Consider the following 16716-nt stretch of genomic DNA (forward strand, 5'->3'; position numbering starts at 1 on the left):
GTACGGGAGTCATGGGCGTACCGGCCGCAGCGTACTCTCCAGAACGCCGGTCCACTGCCGGATCACCCCGGATCGTCGGACGCTGTCGTCGGTGAGCAGGTTGGCCAGGCCCAGCCCGCGGGCGAGGTCGAGGGTGGCCTGCACGGACTCGCGCACGCCGGGGCGGGTCTCGTCGGCGTCCAGGAACTCGACGGCGGCCCGGTGGGCCTCCCGGCCGACGTGCCCCTCCAGGGCGATGATCCGCTCGCGCAGCGGCTCCTCGGTGGCGGCGGCCGTCCACAGGTGCAGGGCGGCGCGGAACAGCGGGCCGGTGTAGAGGCGCACGATCATGTCGACGACGGCCCGGGTGCGGTCGGGGCCGGCGGCCGGCAGCTCGCCCGTGTGGGCGCGGACGGCGGCCAGCCGCTCGGCGGTGACGTGCTCGACGGCCGCGGTGAACAGGTCCTCGCGGGTCGGGAAGTGGTGCTGGGCTGCGCCCCGGGACACTCCGGCGCGCTCGGCGACCACGGTGACGGTGGAGCCGTGCCAGCCGAGCTCGGCCAGGCAGTCCACGGCCGCCGCGAGCAGCCGGGCCCGGGTGGCGCGGCTGCGGTCCTGCTGGGGGGCGCGGGCGGCGGGGTGGCTGGTCATGGCTGGCGGCGGGTCCTGTTCCGGTGGGGGCTCGGCGGGCCGGTCGTGCCCGACGGGCCCGTCGCTCTCGGCGGGCCCGCCGTGCTCGGCGGGTCGATCCTCACAGACGGGCTCCGGTCTTCGGCCGCCGGGGGCCCGGCCGCTCAGCGGGAGGCCTCGGGGGCGGTGGCGGAAGTAGAGACGGAGGCCGACGCACGGCGCGAGGCCTCGCGGGCCCGTAGCTCGCGCCGGAGGATCTTGCCGGCCGCGGACTTGGGGACGGCCTCGACGAACTCCACCGCGCGGACCTTCTTGTACGGGGCCACCAGCCCGGCCACGAAGCCGGTGACCTCCTCCGCGCTCAGGCCGCTGCCCGGCGCACGGACCACGAAGGCCTTGGGGCACTCGGTGCCGTCGGCGTCCGGAACGCCGATCACGGCGGCGTCGACGATCTGCGGGTGGCCGAGCAGCACGGCCTCCAGCTCGGCCGGGGCCACCTGGTAGCCCTTGTACTTGATCAGCTCCTTCACCCGGTCGACGATGTACAGGTACCCCCGGTCGTCGACGAAGCCGACGTCGCCGGTGTGCAGCCAGCCCTCGGCGTCGACCACCGCGGCGGTGTCGGAGGGGCGGCCGAAGTAGCCCTTCATCACCTGCGGGCCGCGGATCAGCAGCTCGCCCGGCTCGCCGGGCCCGAGGTCCTCGCCGGCGCCGTCCAGGGCGGCGACCCGCAGCTCGGTGGACGGGATCAGCCGCCCCACCGAGCCGGGCGAGGGGTCGCGCTCCAGCGGGGAGACCACGTGGGTGACCGGGGACAGCTCGGTCATGCCGTAGCCCTGGAGCAGGTGCGGCAGGCCCAGGCGGCGGGCGCAGGCGGCGGCGAGCTCCGGATCCAGCGGGGCGGCCGCGCACAGCAGGTACTCGACGGAGGAGAGGTCGAAGCGGTCCACGACCGGGTGCCTGGCCAGGGCGAGCGCGATCGGCGGGGCCACCACCAGCGCCTGCACCCGCTGCTCCTCGATGGTGCGGCAGAACTGCTCCAGGTCGAACCGGGGCAGCACCACCACGGTGGCGCCGCAGCGCAGCGGCTGGTTGAGCAGCGCGGTCAGGCCGTAGATGTGGAAGAAGGGCAGCACGGCGAGCACCCGTTCGCCCACGGCGGGCCGGTAGAGGGCGTCGCACTGGGCGAGGTTGGTGGCGATCGAGCGGTGGGTGAGCATCACCCCCTTGGGCAGTCCGGTGGTGCCGCTGGAGTAGGGCAGCACGGCGACGTCCCGGCCTGGGTCGATGGCGATCCCGGGGGCGGGGCCGGTGGTGGCCAGCAGGTCGGCGAGCGAGCGGTGGCCCTCGGCGCCGTCCAGGACGAGGATCTCGGCCAGTGGGCCGCCCTGCTCGGCGAGCAGGGCGGCGGCCGTGCGGGCGGTCGGCAGGAGTGGGGAGACGGTCACCAGCCAGCGGGCGCCGCTGTCGCCGAGCTGCCCGGCCAGGTCGGCGGGCGTGGCCATCGAGGACACCGTGGTCACGGTGGCGCCGGCCCGGGTGGCGCCGTAGAAGGCCGTCGGGTAGCCGAGCGTGTTGGGGCTGAACAGGGCCACCACATCGCCCTGGCGCACCCCGGCCGTGGCCAGCCCGGCGGCCACCCGCTCGACGCCGGCGGCGAGCCGCGCGTAGCTGACGCGCTCCCCGGTGACGCCGTCGATCAGGGCCGGCCCGTCGCCGTACGCCGCCGCGCCGCCGAGTACCGCGTCATGGATCGGCAGGTCCACCGTCGGCACGTCCGGGAATTCGCTGCGGAACACCAAAGTAAGCCTCCAGGAAGGTAGTTGACGCATCGACTGGCGCGGCGAAAGGTCGACCGAGGGTACGAACAGGAGCATACGGACCATGACGTCCGCCACTGCAAAGTTCGCCGAGATGTCCCTCTGGTGACCCACCGGGGGCGCGCCCGGCGGGTGCGTCCGGTGGGTGCGGTGCGCCCGGTGGGTGCGGTGCCTCCGGTGCCTCCGGTGCGTCCGGTGCGTCCGGCGCTGCGGACTAATAGGACTTCGGGAGGCCGAGGGTGTGCTGGGCGACGTAGTTGAGCACCATCTCGCGGCTGACCGGGGCGACCCGGCCGACCCGGGTGGCGGCCAGCAGCGCGCCCAGCCCGTACTCCTGGGTGAGGCCGTTGCCGCCCAGCGTCTGCACCGCCTGGTCGACGGTACGGGCGGCGGCCTCGCCGGCCGCGTACTTGGCCATGTTGGCGGCCTCCCCGGCGGCCAGGTCCTCCCCCGCGTCGTAGAGCAGCCCGGCCTTCTGGGTCATCAACCGGGCCAACTCGATCTCCACCGCGCACTGGGCCAGCGGGTGGGCCAGGCCCTGGTGGGCGCCGATCGGGGTGGACCAGACGGTGCGGATCTTCGCGTACTCGACGGCCTTGCCGAGGGCCTGGCGGGCCAGGCCGAGGGAGAACGCGGCGGTCAGCACGCGCTCGGGGTTGAGGCCGGCGAACAGTTGCAGCAGGCCGGCGTCCTCGTCGCCGACCAGGGCGTCGGCGGGCAGCCGGACGTCGTCCAGGAAGACCTGGAACTGCTTCTCGGGGGCGACGAGTTCCATCGGTATCGCCCGGTACTCGAAGCCGGCGGCGTCGCGCGGGACGATGAACAGGCAGGGCTTGAGCCTGCCGGTGCGGGCGTCTTCGGTGCGGGCGACGAACAGCACGGCGTCGCAGTGGTCGATGCCGGAGACGAACACCTTGCGGCCGGTCAGCAGCCAGTCCCCGCCGTCCCGGCGGGCGACGGTGGAGATCCGGTGCGCGTTGGAGCCGGCGTCCGGCTCGGTGATGCCGAAGGCCATCTTGCGGCTGCCGTCGGCGAGTCCGGGCAGCCAGCGCTGCTTCTGCTCCTCGGTGCCGAAGCGGGCGATCACGGTGCCGCAGATCGCCGGGGAGACGATGAGCAGCAGCAGGGGGCAGCCGGCCGTGCCCAACTCCTCCAGCACGATGGACAGATCGGTGACGCCACCGCCCCCGCCGCCGTACTCGGCGGGCAGGTTCACGCCGAGGTAGCCGGCCTTGCCGGCGTCGGCCCACAGCTCGTCGGCGGGCTCGCCGGCCCGGGCCTTGGCCATGTAGTAGGCGGAGCCGTAGCGGCGGCCGAGGTCGCCGACGGCCTGGCGCAGGGCCCGGCGTTCGGGGGTCTCGATGAGCTGACTGCCGATGGTGGACATGCGGGGTCCTTCCTCAGGCTTCTGCGGCGGGCTGGACGGCGGCTGTTGCGGCGGGCTCGGCGGCGGGTCCGGCCTCGGGTTCTGCGGCGGGCCCGGCCTCGGGCCCTGGGGCGGGCTGCACGACGGCGAGCAGGGTGCCGAGCTCGACCTGCCGGCCGGGGACGGCGCGGAGTTCGACCAGGACGCCGTCGGCGGGGGCGGTGACGCGGTGCTCCATCTTCATCGCCTCCAGGACGAGCAGCGGCTGACCGGCGGTGACGGTGTCGCCGACGGCGGCGGTGGTGCGCACGACGGTGCCGGGCATCGGGGCGAGCAGCGCGCCCGGGTCCGTCCGGGCGGCGGGGTCGGGGAAGCGCGGCAGGGCGGTGAGCGCGATGCCCCCGTTCGGGGTGTCGACGTACACCCGGTCGCCGTAGCGCGCGACGCGGTGGCCGCGCCGGACGGCGCCCTCGCGCAGCGTGACCTGCTCGGGCGAGGCGTCCAGGAGCTCCGTCTGCGGGTGGTCGTCGGCCCGTAGGCCGTCCCGGGTGAGGCGGTAGCGGACCTCCAACTCGGCGCCGTCGTCGGCGCGGTAGCGCTTGGACTGCGGCTGCGAGGGCAGGTTGCGCCAGCCCGACGGCAGTGCACCGTGCGGGCCGGCGCGCCGGGCGGCGGCGTCGGCGAGGGCGGCGGCCAGGGCGGCGCGCGCGGCCTCCTTGCCGTCCGGGACGGTGAGCTCGGCCGCATGCTCGGCCAGGAAGCCGGTGTGCAGGCGTTCGGCCAGGAAGGCCGGGTGCCGCAGCGCCCGGACGAGCAACTCCCGATTGGTGGCGGGCCCGTGGACCCTGGCGCGGGCGAGCGCGTCGGCCAGGCGGCGGGCGGCGGCGGCGCGGGTCGGCGCCCAGGCGATCACCTTGGCGAGCATCGCGTCGTAGTGCGGGGTGATCTCGTCGCCAGCCGCCACGCCGGAGTCCAGCCGGACGCCCTGCCCGCTGAACTCCTGGTGCGGCACGGTGAGTTCGAGGCGGTGCAGGGTACCGGTGGCGGGCTGCCAGTCCTTCGCCGGGTCCTCCGCGTACAGCCGGGCCTCGATCGCGCAGCCGGTGGCGGGCGGCGGGACCGGCCCGGGCAGCCGCTCCCCCTCGGCGACGGCGAGTTGGAGCGCCACCAGGTCCAGTCCGGTGACCGCCTCGGTGACCGGGTGCTCAACCTGGAGGCGGGTGTTCATCTCCAGGAAGTGGAACCGGCCGTCCTCGCCGAGCATGAACTCCGCCGTACCGGCACCGGTGTAGCCGATCGCCCGGGCGGCGCTGACGGCCGCCGCGTGCAGCCCGGAGCGCACCGCCTCGGGCAGGCCGGGAGCCGGGGCCTCCTCGATCACCTTCTGGTGCCGGCGCTGGAGCGAGCAGTCGCGGTCGCCGACCGCCCAGACCGTGCCGTGCGCGTCGGCCAGCAGCTGGACCTCGACGTGCCGCCCGGCGGGCAGGTAGCGCTCGCAGAACACCTCGTCCGAGCCGAAGGCCTTCGCCGCCTCGGCGCGGGCGGCGGCCAGTGCGCCGGGGAGCTCCGCGAGCGTGCGCACCACCCGCATGCCGCGTCCGCCGCCGCCCGCCGCCGCCTTGACCAGGAGCGGCAGGTCGGCCTCGGTGGGGTCGGTCAGGGCGTCCAGCACGGGCACCCCGGCCGCGGCCATCAGCCGCTTGGCGGCCGTCTTGGAGCCCATCGCGGCGATCGCGGCCGGCGGCGGGCCGACCCAGACCAGCCCGGCGTCCAGCACGGCCTGCGCGAACTCGGCGTCCTCCGAGAGGAATCCGTACCCGGGGTGGACGGCGTCCGCGCCCGCCGCCAGCGCGGCGCGGACGATCAGGTCGGCGCGCAGGTAGGTGTCGGCGGGCGCGGCCCCGGGCAGCCGGACGGCCGCGTCGGCCTCACGGACGTGCGCGGCCCCGGCGTCCGGGTCGGCGTGGACGGCGGTGGTCGCGACGCCCAGGGCCCGGCAGGTGCGGAAGACCCGGCGGGCGATCTCGCCACGGTTGGCGACCAGCAGGTTGGTGATCATGTCTCGGGTGCCCCTCACAGCTCCGTCGAACAGCTCGGTCTCACAGCTCCGTCTCACAGCTCGGTCTCACAACTCGGCCTCACAGCTCCGTCGAACAGCTCGGTCTCGCGGCTCGGCCTCACATCCGGAAGACGCCGTAGCCGCGCGCGCCCTCGACCGGCGCGTTGTGGATCGCGGACAGGCACAGGCCGAGCACCGTACGGGTGTCGCGCGGGTCGATCACGCCGTCGTCGTACAGCCGCCCGGACAGGAAGACCGGCAGCGACTCGGCCTCGATCTGCTGCTCGACCATGGCGCGGATCGCCGCGTCCGCGTCCTCGTCGTACGGCTGCCCCTTCGCGGCGGCCGACTGCCGGGCGACGATCGACAGCACCCCGGCGAGCTGCTGCGGGCCCATCACCGCGGACTTGGCGCTCGGCCAGGCGAACAGGAAGCGCGGCTCGAACGCCCGCCCGCACATGCCGTAGTGGCCGGCGCCGTAGGACGCGCCGATCAGCACCGACAGGTGCGGCACCCGGGAGTTGGCGACGGCGTTGATCATCATCGCGCCGTGCTTGATGATGCCGCCCTGCTCGTACGCCCGGCCGACCATGTAGCCGGTGGTGTTGTGCAGGAACAGCAGCGGGATGTCCCGCTGGTTCGCCAACTGGATGAACTGGGCGGCCTTCTGGGACTCCGCGCTGAACAGCACGCCCTGCGCGTTGGCCAGCACGCCGACCGGGTAGCCGTGCAGCCGGGCCCAGCCGGTGGCCAGGCTGGTGCCGTAGAGCGGCTTGAACTCGTCGAAGTCGGAGCCGTCGACGATCCGGGCGATCACCTCGCGCGGGTCGAAGGGCACCTTGAGGTCGCCCGGGACGATGCCCAGCAGCTCCTCCTCGTCGTACTTCGGCGGCTCGGCCAGCCGGTCCGGCGACGGGCCCGGCTTGCGGTGGTCCAGCCGGGCGACGATCCGGCGGGCCAGCCGCAGCGCGTCCGCCTCGTCCGCCGCGAAGTGGTCGGCCAGGCCGGAGGTGCGGGCGTGCATCTCGGCGCCGCCGAGCGACTCGTCGTCGGCCTCCTCACCGGTGGCCATCCTGACCAGCGGCGGGCCGCCGAGGAACACCTTGGCGCGCTCCCTGACCAGCACGGTGTGGTCCGACATGCCGGGCACGTAGGCGCCGCCGGCCGTCGAATTGCCGAACACCACGGCCACGGTGGGGATTCCGGCCGCGGAGAGCCGGGTGAGGTCGCGGAACAGCGCGCCGCCGGGGATGAAGATCTCCTTCTGGCTGGGCAGGTCGGCGCCGCCGGACTCGACCAGGTTCACCACCGGGAGGCGGTTGTCGAACGCGATCTCGTTGGCGCGCAAGGCCTTGCGCAGCGTCCACGGGTTGCTGGCGCCGCCACGCACGGTCGGGTCGTTGGCGGTGATCAGGCACTCCACGCCCTCGATCACGCCGATGCCGGTGACCAGCGCCGCGCCCACCGGGTAGTCGCTGCCCCAGGCGGCCAGCGGCGACAGCTCCAGGAACGGCGAGTCCGGGTCGACCAGCAGCTCGATCCGCTCGCGCGGCAGCAGCTTGCCGCGGGCCCGGTGGCGGTCCACGTACTTGGGGCCGCCACCGGCCAACGCCTTGGCGTGCTCGGCGTCCAGCCCGGCCAGCTTGGCGAGCATCGCGGCCCGGTACTCGGCGTACTCGGGCCCGGCCGGGTCGACGCGGGTGGGCAGCACGGTCACAGCAGGGCCTCCGGGATGTCGAGGTGGCGGGAGCGCAGCCACTCCCCGAGCGCCTTGGCCTGCGGGTCGAAGCGGTGCTGGGCGGCGACGCCCTCGCCGAGCAGGCCGGTGAGGGTGAAGTTGACCGCGCGCAGGTTCGGGAGCAGGTGCCGGGTGACGGGCAAGTCGGCGGTTTCGGGCAGGAGTTCGCGCAGCTTGTCGACGGTGAGGGTGTGGGCGAGCCAGCGCCAGCCCGCCTCGGAGCGGGCCCAGACGCCGAGGTTGGCGTCGCCGCCCTTGTCGCCGCTGCGGGCGCCGGCCACCAGGCCGAGCGGGGCGCGGCGGGTCGGGCCGGCGGGGGGTGCGTCGGGGAGTGCGTCGGGGAGTGCGTCGGGGAGCGTCGGCTCTTCGGAGGTCTCGGCCGGCCGGCTCGTCACCGGGGCCGGCGGGACGGCGAGCCGGCGGCCGTCCGGCAGTACGGCGGTGTGCTCGACAGCCTTGGCGTCGACGTACGCGGCGGCGAACACCCCGTACGGCGCGCCGGGGCCGGGCGGCGCGGTGAGGTGGAAGCCCGGGTAGCCGGCCAACCCCAACTCCACGGCGGCCTTGCCCAGTTCGCGCCCGACCTTGGCCTGGTCCGGGTCGCGGGCGGTGAGCCGGAGCAGGGCGGAGGCGGCCTCCTCGGTGCCGGCGTCCGGGTGGTCGGTCCGGGCGAGCGTCCAGCACAGTTCGGCGGGCCGGGCGGCGGGCGGGAGGGCGTCCAGGAACTGCCGCTGCACCAGGTCGGCCTTGGCCTCGATGTCGAGGCCGGTGAGGACGAACACCACCTCGTTGCGGTGGCCGCCGAGCCGGTTCAGGCCCACCTTCAGCGTGGGCGGCGGCGCCTCGCCGCGCACCCCGTCGATCCGGACCCGGTCCGGCCCCTCCTCGGCGAGCCTCACGGTGTCCAGCCGGGCGGTGACGTCCGGGCCCAGGTAGCGCGCTCCGCCCGTCTCGTACAGGAGTTGGGCGGTGACGGTGCCCGCGGTGACGGCGCCGCCGGTGCCCGGGTGCTTGGTGATCACGCTGGAGCCGTCGGCGTGCAGTTCGGCGATCGGGAAGCCCGGGCGGGTCACGTCGTGCTCGCGGAAGAACGCGTAGTTCCCGCCCGTCGCCTGGGCGCCGCACTCCAGCACGTGCCCGGCGACCACCGCCCCGGCGAGGGCGTCGAGGTCCGCCGCCGTCCAGCCGAAGTGGGCGATCGCGGGCCCGGCGACCAGCGCCGCGTCCGTGACCCGCCCGGTGACCACCACCTCGGCGCCCGCGGCCAGACAGGCCGCCACCCCGAAGCCGCCGAGGTAGGCGTTCGCGGCCAACAGCCCTTCGGGCAAGCCGAGTTCGCTCCGGCGCGGCAGCAGGTCGTCCCCCTCGACGTGGGCGACGGCCACCGCAAGACCCTGGCGCTGCGCCAGGTTCCGCAGTTCGGCGGCGAGCCGGGCCGGGTTCAGCCCGCCCGCGTTCACCACGATCCTCACCCCGCGCTCCTGCGCCAGGCCGAGGCACTCCTCCATCTGCCGCAGGAACGTCCGGGCGTAGCCGAGGGACGGGTCCTTCAGGCGGTCCCGGGCCAGGATGAGCATGGTCAGCTCCGCCAGGTAGTCCCCGGTGAGCACATCCAGCGGCCCGCCGGTGAGCATCTCCCGCACCGCCGCGAAGCGGTCCCCGTAGAACCCCGAGGCGTTGCCGACCCGCAGTACCGAGCGTTCGCGCGCCAAAGCGCCTCCCCTGCCGACGGGTTGGCGACGCTCCCACACGAGCGCCGCCGGGCAGCAGCGTGGCACCGGGCGCAGAAAAAAGCAATCACGCCTGCTTGTTTCAGGAAGGCGCCCGCACTCGGCAGGGTCGCGTACGGCCCGTGTCCGTTCTCGCGTGACCTGTCGGGTTCTCAGCGGACCTGGCGTCCGATCTGGCGAGTTCTCATGTGACCTGGCAAAGGCTCGTCTGCCGCCTCGTCCAGCTGACCGGAGCGTGTGAAGCCCACGGGTCTTGGGCGGCCTCCGGCGAAATCCGTTGCTGGCCGGGTCAGGAGCACGGGATGCTCTGTGCTGATGAACGACTTCACTTATGCCGACCCGTCCAGCCTCCATGGACAGCTCCAGCGGGGCCGCGGACTTGGCGCCGCCCGCGCGCTGGACGAACCCGGCGTCGCCGCCGACCTCGTGTACGCGTGCGCTGTCAACGACAGCCGCTGGGATCGGCAGACCGAGCACCGCTCCGGCTACCTCGCCCGACTCATCCACCGGCTGGACCTGCCGCTGGAACCGATCGAGCTGTACGTCTTCGACTACAACGGGGACGACGCCGACGGGATCGAGCCGACCCTCCAGATCCTCACGGAGCTGCCACTGCTTGGCCGGTTCGACGCCGTACCGGTCCTGCGCCGCTACGCCGTTGAAGGGCTGCACTGGGCCGACGGCCTGGAGACGATCGCGTACAGCGACGCCTGGGAGCAGCTCCCAAAACTATGGACCGGACTCGACGCGGACATCCTCGCGCGGCGCAGCGACGCCGAACTCAGGGCCGCGATGGACGAGAAGTCGGCCCCGTGGACTTCCTGGGCCCAAGCTTGGCCACGAGTCCGGCGCTTCCTCGATGGCGACACAGACAGCGGCCCCGCACCCGTCCGCCCCGACCTCTCCGGCGCCGGCACCGCAGACCTGCACCGGCTAGTCGCCGCACGCCCCGGACTCGGCAGGCAGCTGGCGCTACGGGAGTTGGGCCGGCGCGGCGACCTCGGTGTCCTCGACATGGCCGAGGACACCGGCCTGCGCAACGCGGCCGGAGGGACGCCAGGCATCGCCCAGGCCCTGCGGCACCTGGGCAGCGCGGCCATCCCCCGGGCCCGGGCGTGGACCGGCAGCGGCGATGACTTCCTCGAATGGCTCGCCGTCGAAGTCCTCTCCGGGTTCGGCGAGGCCGAGGACGGCCCGTACCTGCTGAAGACCCTCACCACGGCCGCCGCCGAGGGCGCCTGGTGCGCGACCGAGTCACCCGCCAAGGGGCTCGGGCGGCTCCGCGTCGCCGGGGCAACCGACGCCCTGGTGCACGCCTGGGAGTCGACCATCCACTCCTATGCCCGTGAGGCACTGCTCGAAGGCCTGCGCGGCTGCGCTCCCGAGGCGGTGGCGGACGGCTTCACCGAGGAGGGACTCGACGACTGCGAACCCCACGTCCAGGAAGCCGCCCGCGCCCATGCCCCCGACACGGCATCCGCCCGGGCCCGCCTCGACGCGCTCGGCACCGACCCGCTCGCGACCGGGCTACACGAGAGGGCCCGCCAGCGGCTTACCCCTCCCGCCAGCACGGGAGCGGCCCAATGACCTCATCTGCCAGAGCTGCACCTTAGACGCCTCGCCAGTCGCTGGAAACGACACCTGGACCTCCCACGACGATCTGATCTCGCTCGCCTGTTGCACTCATCTGCTGTTGCAGGCTCAACAAGGCCACCCGCTGATCCCGTTACGAGCTCTATGGGCGAGCAAAACCCAGGTGCCCGTTGTCAGCGCTACGCGGGACCATGCTCATGCGGCCCCACAGCCGCGACCGGGCGCACCTCTGCAGGAACGATAGAGCGGAAATAGTCCATGACCGTGCACACCTTCAGGCTGGCCTTTTCCCAGATCACCTGCTCGGGCTGCGGCATCAACCGCATCAGGGGCATCGAGTGCGCTGACTGCGGCCAGCGGCCCGAACCGTGGGAGGTGAACACGGCCAGTCTCGCGCGTCGACAAGCCGCCGTCCGGGCGCGGGCGATGCTGTCGCGGTCCGTCTCCCTTCCGACCTCCGGGTGTATGGACGCCGTCGAGTTCCTGCATGCCGGAATTTTCGCCCGCCTCGGCGCGTGGATGGAAGGCTTCCTCCAGGCGGCGGCAGCGACGGCTGAAGGAAGCATGCAGGGCGCGCAGGACCTTGAGAAGGGCGTGTCCGAGTTCGTCGAGCTGCGTGCCACGGTGCTCGGCGCCGACGATAGGCGCCCGTTGCGGGCGCTGGTCACAGTCCTGCGTTTGCTGGCAGGCGAGTTGGAGTCGATGGTCGACACCTACCTTGCAGCGCTCATCGCGGCCTCTCCCTTGCAGGCCCAGGATCTGGCTCGCGCTGCACAGCGGCACCTGGACCGCACCGCAGCACTGGCCGGTCGAGCCGCTGCCATCGCAGACACGATGGAGGCGATGACCAGCCAGCGGGATATCGCGCAAATCCAGGCCGACCTGCTGACTCGGGCACTGCAGGCGTACCAAGTGCCGGACCTGCTGGCCTTGGACACTGCTGGCCGTGACGCGCTGCAGCAGCTGGTGTCTTCGCGCGGGGTCGCCGGCTCGGGGATCCTGTTCGCCGTGCACGACCTGCAGACCCGCAGCGTCTTCGACTCCGACCAGTTCCACGATGTTCTGCGTCGCGCCTACCTGGTGTTCCGCTCCAATCCGACGGTCTTGCGGACCCTAGCCACGACGCCTTCGTTCGAGGAGGACTTCAAGCGGGCGGTCTGGGAGCTGTTCGACGGCTCCATGGAAGCTGCCCACGCCATAGACAACGCGGTCCACTCCCGGCAGGCCGGCCGGGCACTGCTCGGTATTGCGGCCGCACTGGTGGAGGGCCCGGGCCAGGTCATGGCGACCGTCCTGCTGCTGGCCTGCGGCCGCAAGTCGGCCGCGTACGCGAACCTGCGGCACGCTAACGCGACCGACCTCGTGAGTACAGCCCAACAGGAACCCGCCCTGCAGGGACTCCTCGACGGCCTGGACAGTGACCTGCGCACCGGTCGCGCTCATGCCCTGGTCCGCTACGAGCAGGACTTCGCTGTGATCGAGCGCAAGTCCAAGACCCTCCAGGTGGCGTGGGCCGATGTCCTTGACAGGGTCTTCCAGGGGCACGAGAGCGTCCTAGCCTGCCAGCTCGCCCTACTCCAGGCACTGGGCGAGCTCGGATTCACCAGCTTCGCAGTCAACGGCCTGTGGCGCAGTCTGGGCCTGACAGCCGAGCAGGTAGCCATCACCGTTCTGGGGACGATGAACTGCCGGGACGTCACTATCACGCCCAGGGGCAAACAGTGGCATATCGAAGCCCAGGTAGGTTCGGGCACGCCCTTGCCGATGTTGGTCGCTATGCTCCAGCCGACCATGCCGGGAGACCTGGAAGCGCTGGTCCTCACCGCGCATCAGACGGACGGCATCCACGTCCTTGCCGGGCCCGTCGCCCCCTGGCGCGAACTGTCGGACGCACCGGAGGGCAGTGACGCACACCAGGTGGCTTTCCTTCGCGCCCAGCTGAGCTGGACATACGACGGAACTCCATGGCTACCCACCAGCCTTGTTCGCAGCTGGATGGCCGGGCAAGCCGCCAAGGCTCTGGATACAACGCCTGCGATGGCAGTCTCACAGTTGCGCATGCTGCGCGAGCTTGCCGTGCTCGCCGGAGACGACGCGCTGATCTGGACGCTGTCCGGGGCGATTCGATACACCCGTCTGGGATCCGACAGCGACGCAGCAGCAGAGCTGACTCAACTCGCAGCTTGGGGCAGCGCGCCTGTCACAGGTCCCACATGGTGGCAGACCTACAACAGCACCCTCCGCTAGACCCAACACCACCCGAACTCAAACTCCATCCAGGGACCGTACCGCGGTCACCCGATGCAGCTCCATCCTTATATGCGACGGCCTTTCGTAGTATCCTCATATCGACAGCCTCTTTAGCGAACACATTCGGATGCTCCCATGAGAGACGACTTCAGCGAAGAAGTTAAGCGGACACTTAACTTGCGAGTTGCCTCGCGCTGCAGCAATCCAAATTGTCGAGTTCGCACCTCGGGACCAAGTCAAAATCCCACGAAGTACGTCAATGTGGGAGTTGCGGCCCACATCGCTGCAGCCTCACCCGGCGGGCCACGCTACGACGCAAGTCAGTTGCCAGCTGAGAGATCCGCTGCCTCAAATGGGATCTGGCTGTGTCAGACATGTTCCAAGTTGATTGACTCCGATGCCGTTCAATTCACCGTTTCACTGCTTCACGACTGGAAACGCAAGTCCGAAGCGACTGCAATTCCTGGAGCGATAGACCAACCCATCGAAAGCCAGTCGCTTGGGCGTCTATTGAACTTGGGGACTGCTGCCGATCGTGGACTGCTTGCCTACGCAGATCTCACAATCGATCATATTGGTCGGGAACGCGAACTTAATGAGCTCAATGAGTTCCTCGCAGATCCGGCGACCTTCTCCTGGTGGCTGTGGACCGGACCAGCCGGCATAGGGAAGAGCCGCCTCGCGCTGGAGCTCTGCAGAAGGGTTCCCGGCGATTGGGATGCCGGATTTTTAGGGGAGTTGTCACAAGATCACCTTCTGGAGACTAGAGTCACTCGGCCAACATTGATAGTTGTCGACTATGCGGCTCAGCGAAGCAAATGGATCTCAGATTCTCTGCTCAGCCTATCTCGACGGGATCCCGCCGGGCCTCCCGTGAGGGTTCTGATACTTGAACGGGCAGCCTCGGGAAGCTGGTGGGAAAATGTTCAGCGACTTCATCGCTATTCGGAATCATTGGAGATTGCGAACTGCAGGTACGCCCTAGCCCGTCCCATGAGCGGACTACATGACGAGGAAATTGAACGCATAGTCGACGGCGTAGCCCGAAGCCGAGGCCGCATCCTCTCCAGGGCCGATCGCGAGGATATTCTGGAGCATTCGAAGAAAATTGACAGCTACGGGCGACCATTGTTTGCAGTGATCGCTGCGATAGATTGGATGGACAGCTCTGAACATCAGGGCACAAGAGATGAGGTACTAAAACAGGTCCTGGTCCGCACTGAAGCTCAACTCGCAAACGCCATCGCCGAACCTGCCTTCACGCGACAGGCAAAGAATCTTCTATGCTACGCAACGAGCATCGGTGGAATTTCCTTTGACTCATATGCGCAGGATTTTGGCAATCTTCAAGAACGAATCCTCCCTGATCCTTTCAATCCCCCAATAGCGGCGCCACTGGAAGCATTTCTTGCAGGAATTGAACCGGACATTCTCGGCGAACTCTTCGTGCTGGAGCGCTTGAATTCAGAAGAGCCAGCGCCAGCTTCCACCAAGATCCTAATTGAAGCCGCTTGGCGCACTCACCCCGAGGCCTATTGTGCATTTGTCGAGCGAGTGGCATCCGATCACACGGAACACCGTCATTTGGGAAGCCTGCTTCAACTGAAGCTAGCCAATTCACAGGAGAAAGAGCGATGGGCCGAACTCGCCGCCAGCACCATCCCGCATCTCCGCCGTAGCGATCACCCGCTCATCCAATACCTGCTCCAGGGTCTGTCTCAGCTAAAATCAGAGATGAGCGCCCTGCGGATTGGGGTTGCATTGGCTACCGCCCATTTTCGAATTGGGAATCTTCTACTGAACGAAGCTGACCTACAGCGCGCTGAGGAGTCATTCTCACGTGCACTGTCGATTGCCAAGCCAGATTGGGCCGTGCACGCTAATAGTCTGAACAATCTCGGCATCGTCCACTCTGAGCTCGGGGAGACCGCAAGGGCGTACCAGGACTTCACGATCGTGATCGATTCCGCAGCCGCCTCAGACGAATCACGAGCATGTTCCTTGAACAATCGTGCCGATCTGCACGATAGCAAGAAGGAGTTCACTCATGCCATCTCCGATAGATCTTCCGTCCTCTCACTGAAAGAGACGACATATAATAGGCGATACATCGCCCATTATCGCCGCAGCCGGGCGCTCTGGAAAACCGGGCAGACAGATCTAGCTTTTGCCGATATCGAAGCAATCCTAGATTCGCGAGATATTGCAGTGGAGCAAAAGATGTCCGCCTTGCTACTCAAAGCAGAATATCTAAGAGAGGTCGGCAAGCCGAAAGAGGCACTGGAATGCATTACTGCCATCCTGGGCTCATATCGCAACTTCGATGACGTTGTTATGCGGGCCCAGGATTTTGATGCGGAACTCAAACCCAGTCAGGCTTAAACCCGCGCACGGCCCGAAGTGGAATACGAGGGCGGCGAGAAAGAGAGCTAGCCACAGCGGGTCACTGGTCTCGTCGCATATCGGCGACCACGTCTGTGTTTGGCCGCCTCGGATGGAGCGTCCGCCAAAGGCGCCGCCTCTCGCTTAGTCCAACCGCCCAGTCGTCGGCGCTCGATCGCAGTTTCACGCAGAACCAGCAATTTATTAGCGAACTGCCCATGCGGATCAGAAATGACGCCAGGGTACGCGTCAATGATCGCGGCGCCGGCCTCCCAGTTCATTTCGCTATCCGAACGTGACGGCATCACGAGAGCAGCCGCTTCGAAGGCCGAAAGCTCCGCGAAAAGCCTGAGCCGCTCGACCAGCCACTGCTTGGCCTGGGCAGCTCGGTGGGGCCTGTCCGGGAACCTCCAAGTGAGGCGAGTAAGTCTCTTACGGAGCTGCGAAGTGAGTTTGCGGCCGATGTGGAGTGAGCAGGCCCGCGCCGTGGCCAGCTCGTCGGGGGTCAGGAAGAGACTGAGATCTGCAGGCTGATTGCTTGGACGAGGAGGCAGGAGCAAGTCGAGTGAACTGTCGGGGAGCACGACAGGATTGTCGTCGTCCCGACGCGCGAAGAGGGCGCGGCTCGCCGCAGGGCATAGTCCAGAACGCGGAGAGGAGTCCACGAGCTTCCTGACCACCGCAGGAGCCGTCAGTATCATCCACATTGCGCTGCGACTCAGGATGTTACTGGATGGGACGTGGCGAATTCTCACTCGATATGGCGAAGATTAAGCCAATCAGCTGCGGCATAGCGTGCCGTCCCGGTATCGAAGAGTGATCCAGACCGGCGCGCACCTTGGCGGGGAATCCGATGAGCAGACTGCCAATGACCTCTGACGGCAAGCCAACTCAACCAGTAGGCTTCGAGGTTAACTACGTGGATCCGGACGGTATTGAGCGACGTGTGCCACTGGCACGGGCTCGTGGGGTTCAGTTCGAGGATTCGCGGCCCGTACGGACGTTCCCGTCGTACCGGGGGCAGCGGAACTATCCGGGGCTGTACTGGTCGGCGACGGTGGGCGGGCATGTCGGCTTGTCGGCGACGGCTGAACCGTGACCCACTCTGGCCGGTCGAGTTCTGACCCTCGCGTCGTTGGTTGTCTTGGTTAGTTGTTGTCGGTGGTTGA

9 protein-coding genes are annotated in these 16716 nt (G+C 69.6%); 3 read left to right on the forward strand and 6 right to left on the reverse strand.

What is annotated here, in order from left to right; genetic code table 11:
- Window positions 1-9 precede the first annotated feature (9 nt).
- The 6 genes from AB0R04_RS21585 to AB0R04_RS21610 form a co-directional block, all read right to left on the reverse strand.
- Window positions 10-630 (reverse strand): TetR/AcrR family transcriptional regulator, encoded by a 621-nt coding sequence (locus AB0R04_RS21585; protein WP_363373469.1) that lies wholly within the window; start codon window positions 628-630, stop codon window positions 10-12.
- A 143-nt stretch (window positions 631-773) separates the two neighbouring features.
- Window positions 774-2411, reverse strand: coding sequence for a 4-coumarate--CoA ligase family protein (locus tag AB0R04_RS21590; RefSeq protein WP_363373472.1), 1638 nt, complete (start codon window positions 2409-2411; stop codon window positions 774-776).
- Between the two features lie 232 nt (window positions 2412-2643).
- Entirely contained in the window at window positions 2644-3816 is a 1173-nt protein-coding gene (locus AB0R04_RS21595) for an acyl-CoA dehydrogenase family protein (protein WP_363373474.1), read from the reverse strand.
- Between the two features lie 13 nt (window positions 3817-3829).
- On the reverse strand, window positions 3830-5854 hold the full coding sequence (locus AB0R04_RS21600; RefSeq protein WP_363373477.1) for a biotin carboxylase N-terminal domain-containing protein: 2025 nt from the start codon (window positions 5852-5854) through the stop codon (window positions 3830-3832).
- A gap of 118 nt (window positions 5855-5972) precedes the next feature.
- Window positions 5973-7571 carry a carboxyl transferase domain-containing protein gene (locus tag AB0R04_RS21605; RefSeq protein ID WP_363373480.1) on the reverse strand — a complete coding sequence of 533 codons (1599 nt, stop codon included), beginning with the start codon at window positions 7569-7571 and terminating at the stop codon, window positions 5973-5975.
- On the reverse strand, window positions 7568-9304 hold the full coding sequence (locus AB0R04_RS21610) for an acyclic terpene utilization AtuA family protein (protein ID WP_363373482.1): 1737 nt from the start codon (window positions 9302-9304) through the stop codon (window positions 7568-7570). The genes AB0R04_RS21605 and AB0R04_RS21610 overlap by 4 nt, the downstream gene beginning before the upstream one ends.
- 333 nt (window positions 9305-9637) lie before the next feature.
- On the opposite strand from AB0R04_RS21610, the gene AB0R04_RS21615 reads away from it, so the two are divergent.
- The 3 genes from AB0R04_RS21615 to AB0R04_RS21625 all read left to right on the forward strand — a co-directional run bounded on the left by AB0R04_RS21615 (window position 9638) and on the right by AB0R04_RS21625 (window position 15547).
- A complete protein-coding gene (locus AB0R04_RS21615) occupies window positions 9638-10909 on the forward strand; it encodes a hypothetical protein (protein ID WP_363373483.1) in 1272 nt (423 codons plus the stop codon).
- A gap of 264 nt (window positions 10910-11173) precedes the next feature.
- Window positions 11174-13162 (forward strand): hypothetical protein, encoded by a 1989-nt coding sequence (locus AB0R04_RS21620; protein ID WP_363373486.1) that lies wholly within the window; start codon window positions 11174-11176, stop codon window positions 13160-13162.
- Between the two features lie 138 nt (window positions 13163-13300).
- Window positions 13301-15547 (forward strand): tetratricopeptide repeat protein, encoded by a 2247-nt coding sequence (locus AB0R04_RS21625; protein ID WP_363373488.1) that lies wholly within the window; start codon window positions 13301-13303, stop codon window positions 15545-15547.
- The last annotated feature ends 1169 nt before the right edge of the window (window positions 15548-16716 follow it).

It is taken from the genome of Kitasatospora sp. NPDC056731 (assembly GCF_040687675.1).
Lineage (GTDB): Bacteria > Actinomycetota > Actinomycetes > Streptomycetales > Streptomycetaceae > Kitasatospora.

Coding starts and splice junctions, on each gene's coding strand:
- AB0R04_RS21615 (WP_363373483.1), top strand. CDS start 9,638: ATGAACGACTTCACTTATGCCGACCCGTCCAGCCTCCATGGACAGCTC.
- AB0R04_RS21620 (WP_363373486.1), top strand. CDS start 11,174: ATGACCGTGCACACCTTCAGGCTGGCCTTTTCCCAGATCACCTGCTCG.
- AB0R04_RS21625 (WP_363373488.1), top strand. CDS start 13,301: ATGAGAGACGACTTCAGCGAAGAAGTTAAGCGGACACTTAACTTGCGA.
- AB0R04_RS21595 (WP_363373474.1), bottom strand. CDS start 3,816: ATGTCCACCATCGGCAGTCAGCTCATCGAGACCCCCGAACGCCGGGCC.
- AB0R04_RS21585 (WP_363373469.1), bottom strand. CDS start 630: ATGACCAGCCACCCCGCCGCCCGCGCCCCCCAGCAGGACCGCAGCCGC.
- AB0R04_RS21600 (WP_363373477.1), bottom strand. CDS start 5,854: ATGATCACCAACCTGCTGGTCGCCAACCGTGGCGAGATCGCCCGCCGG.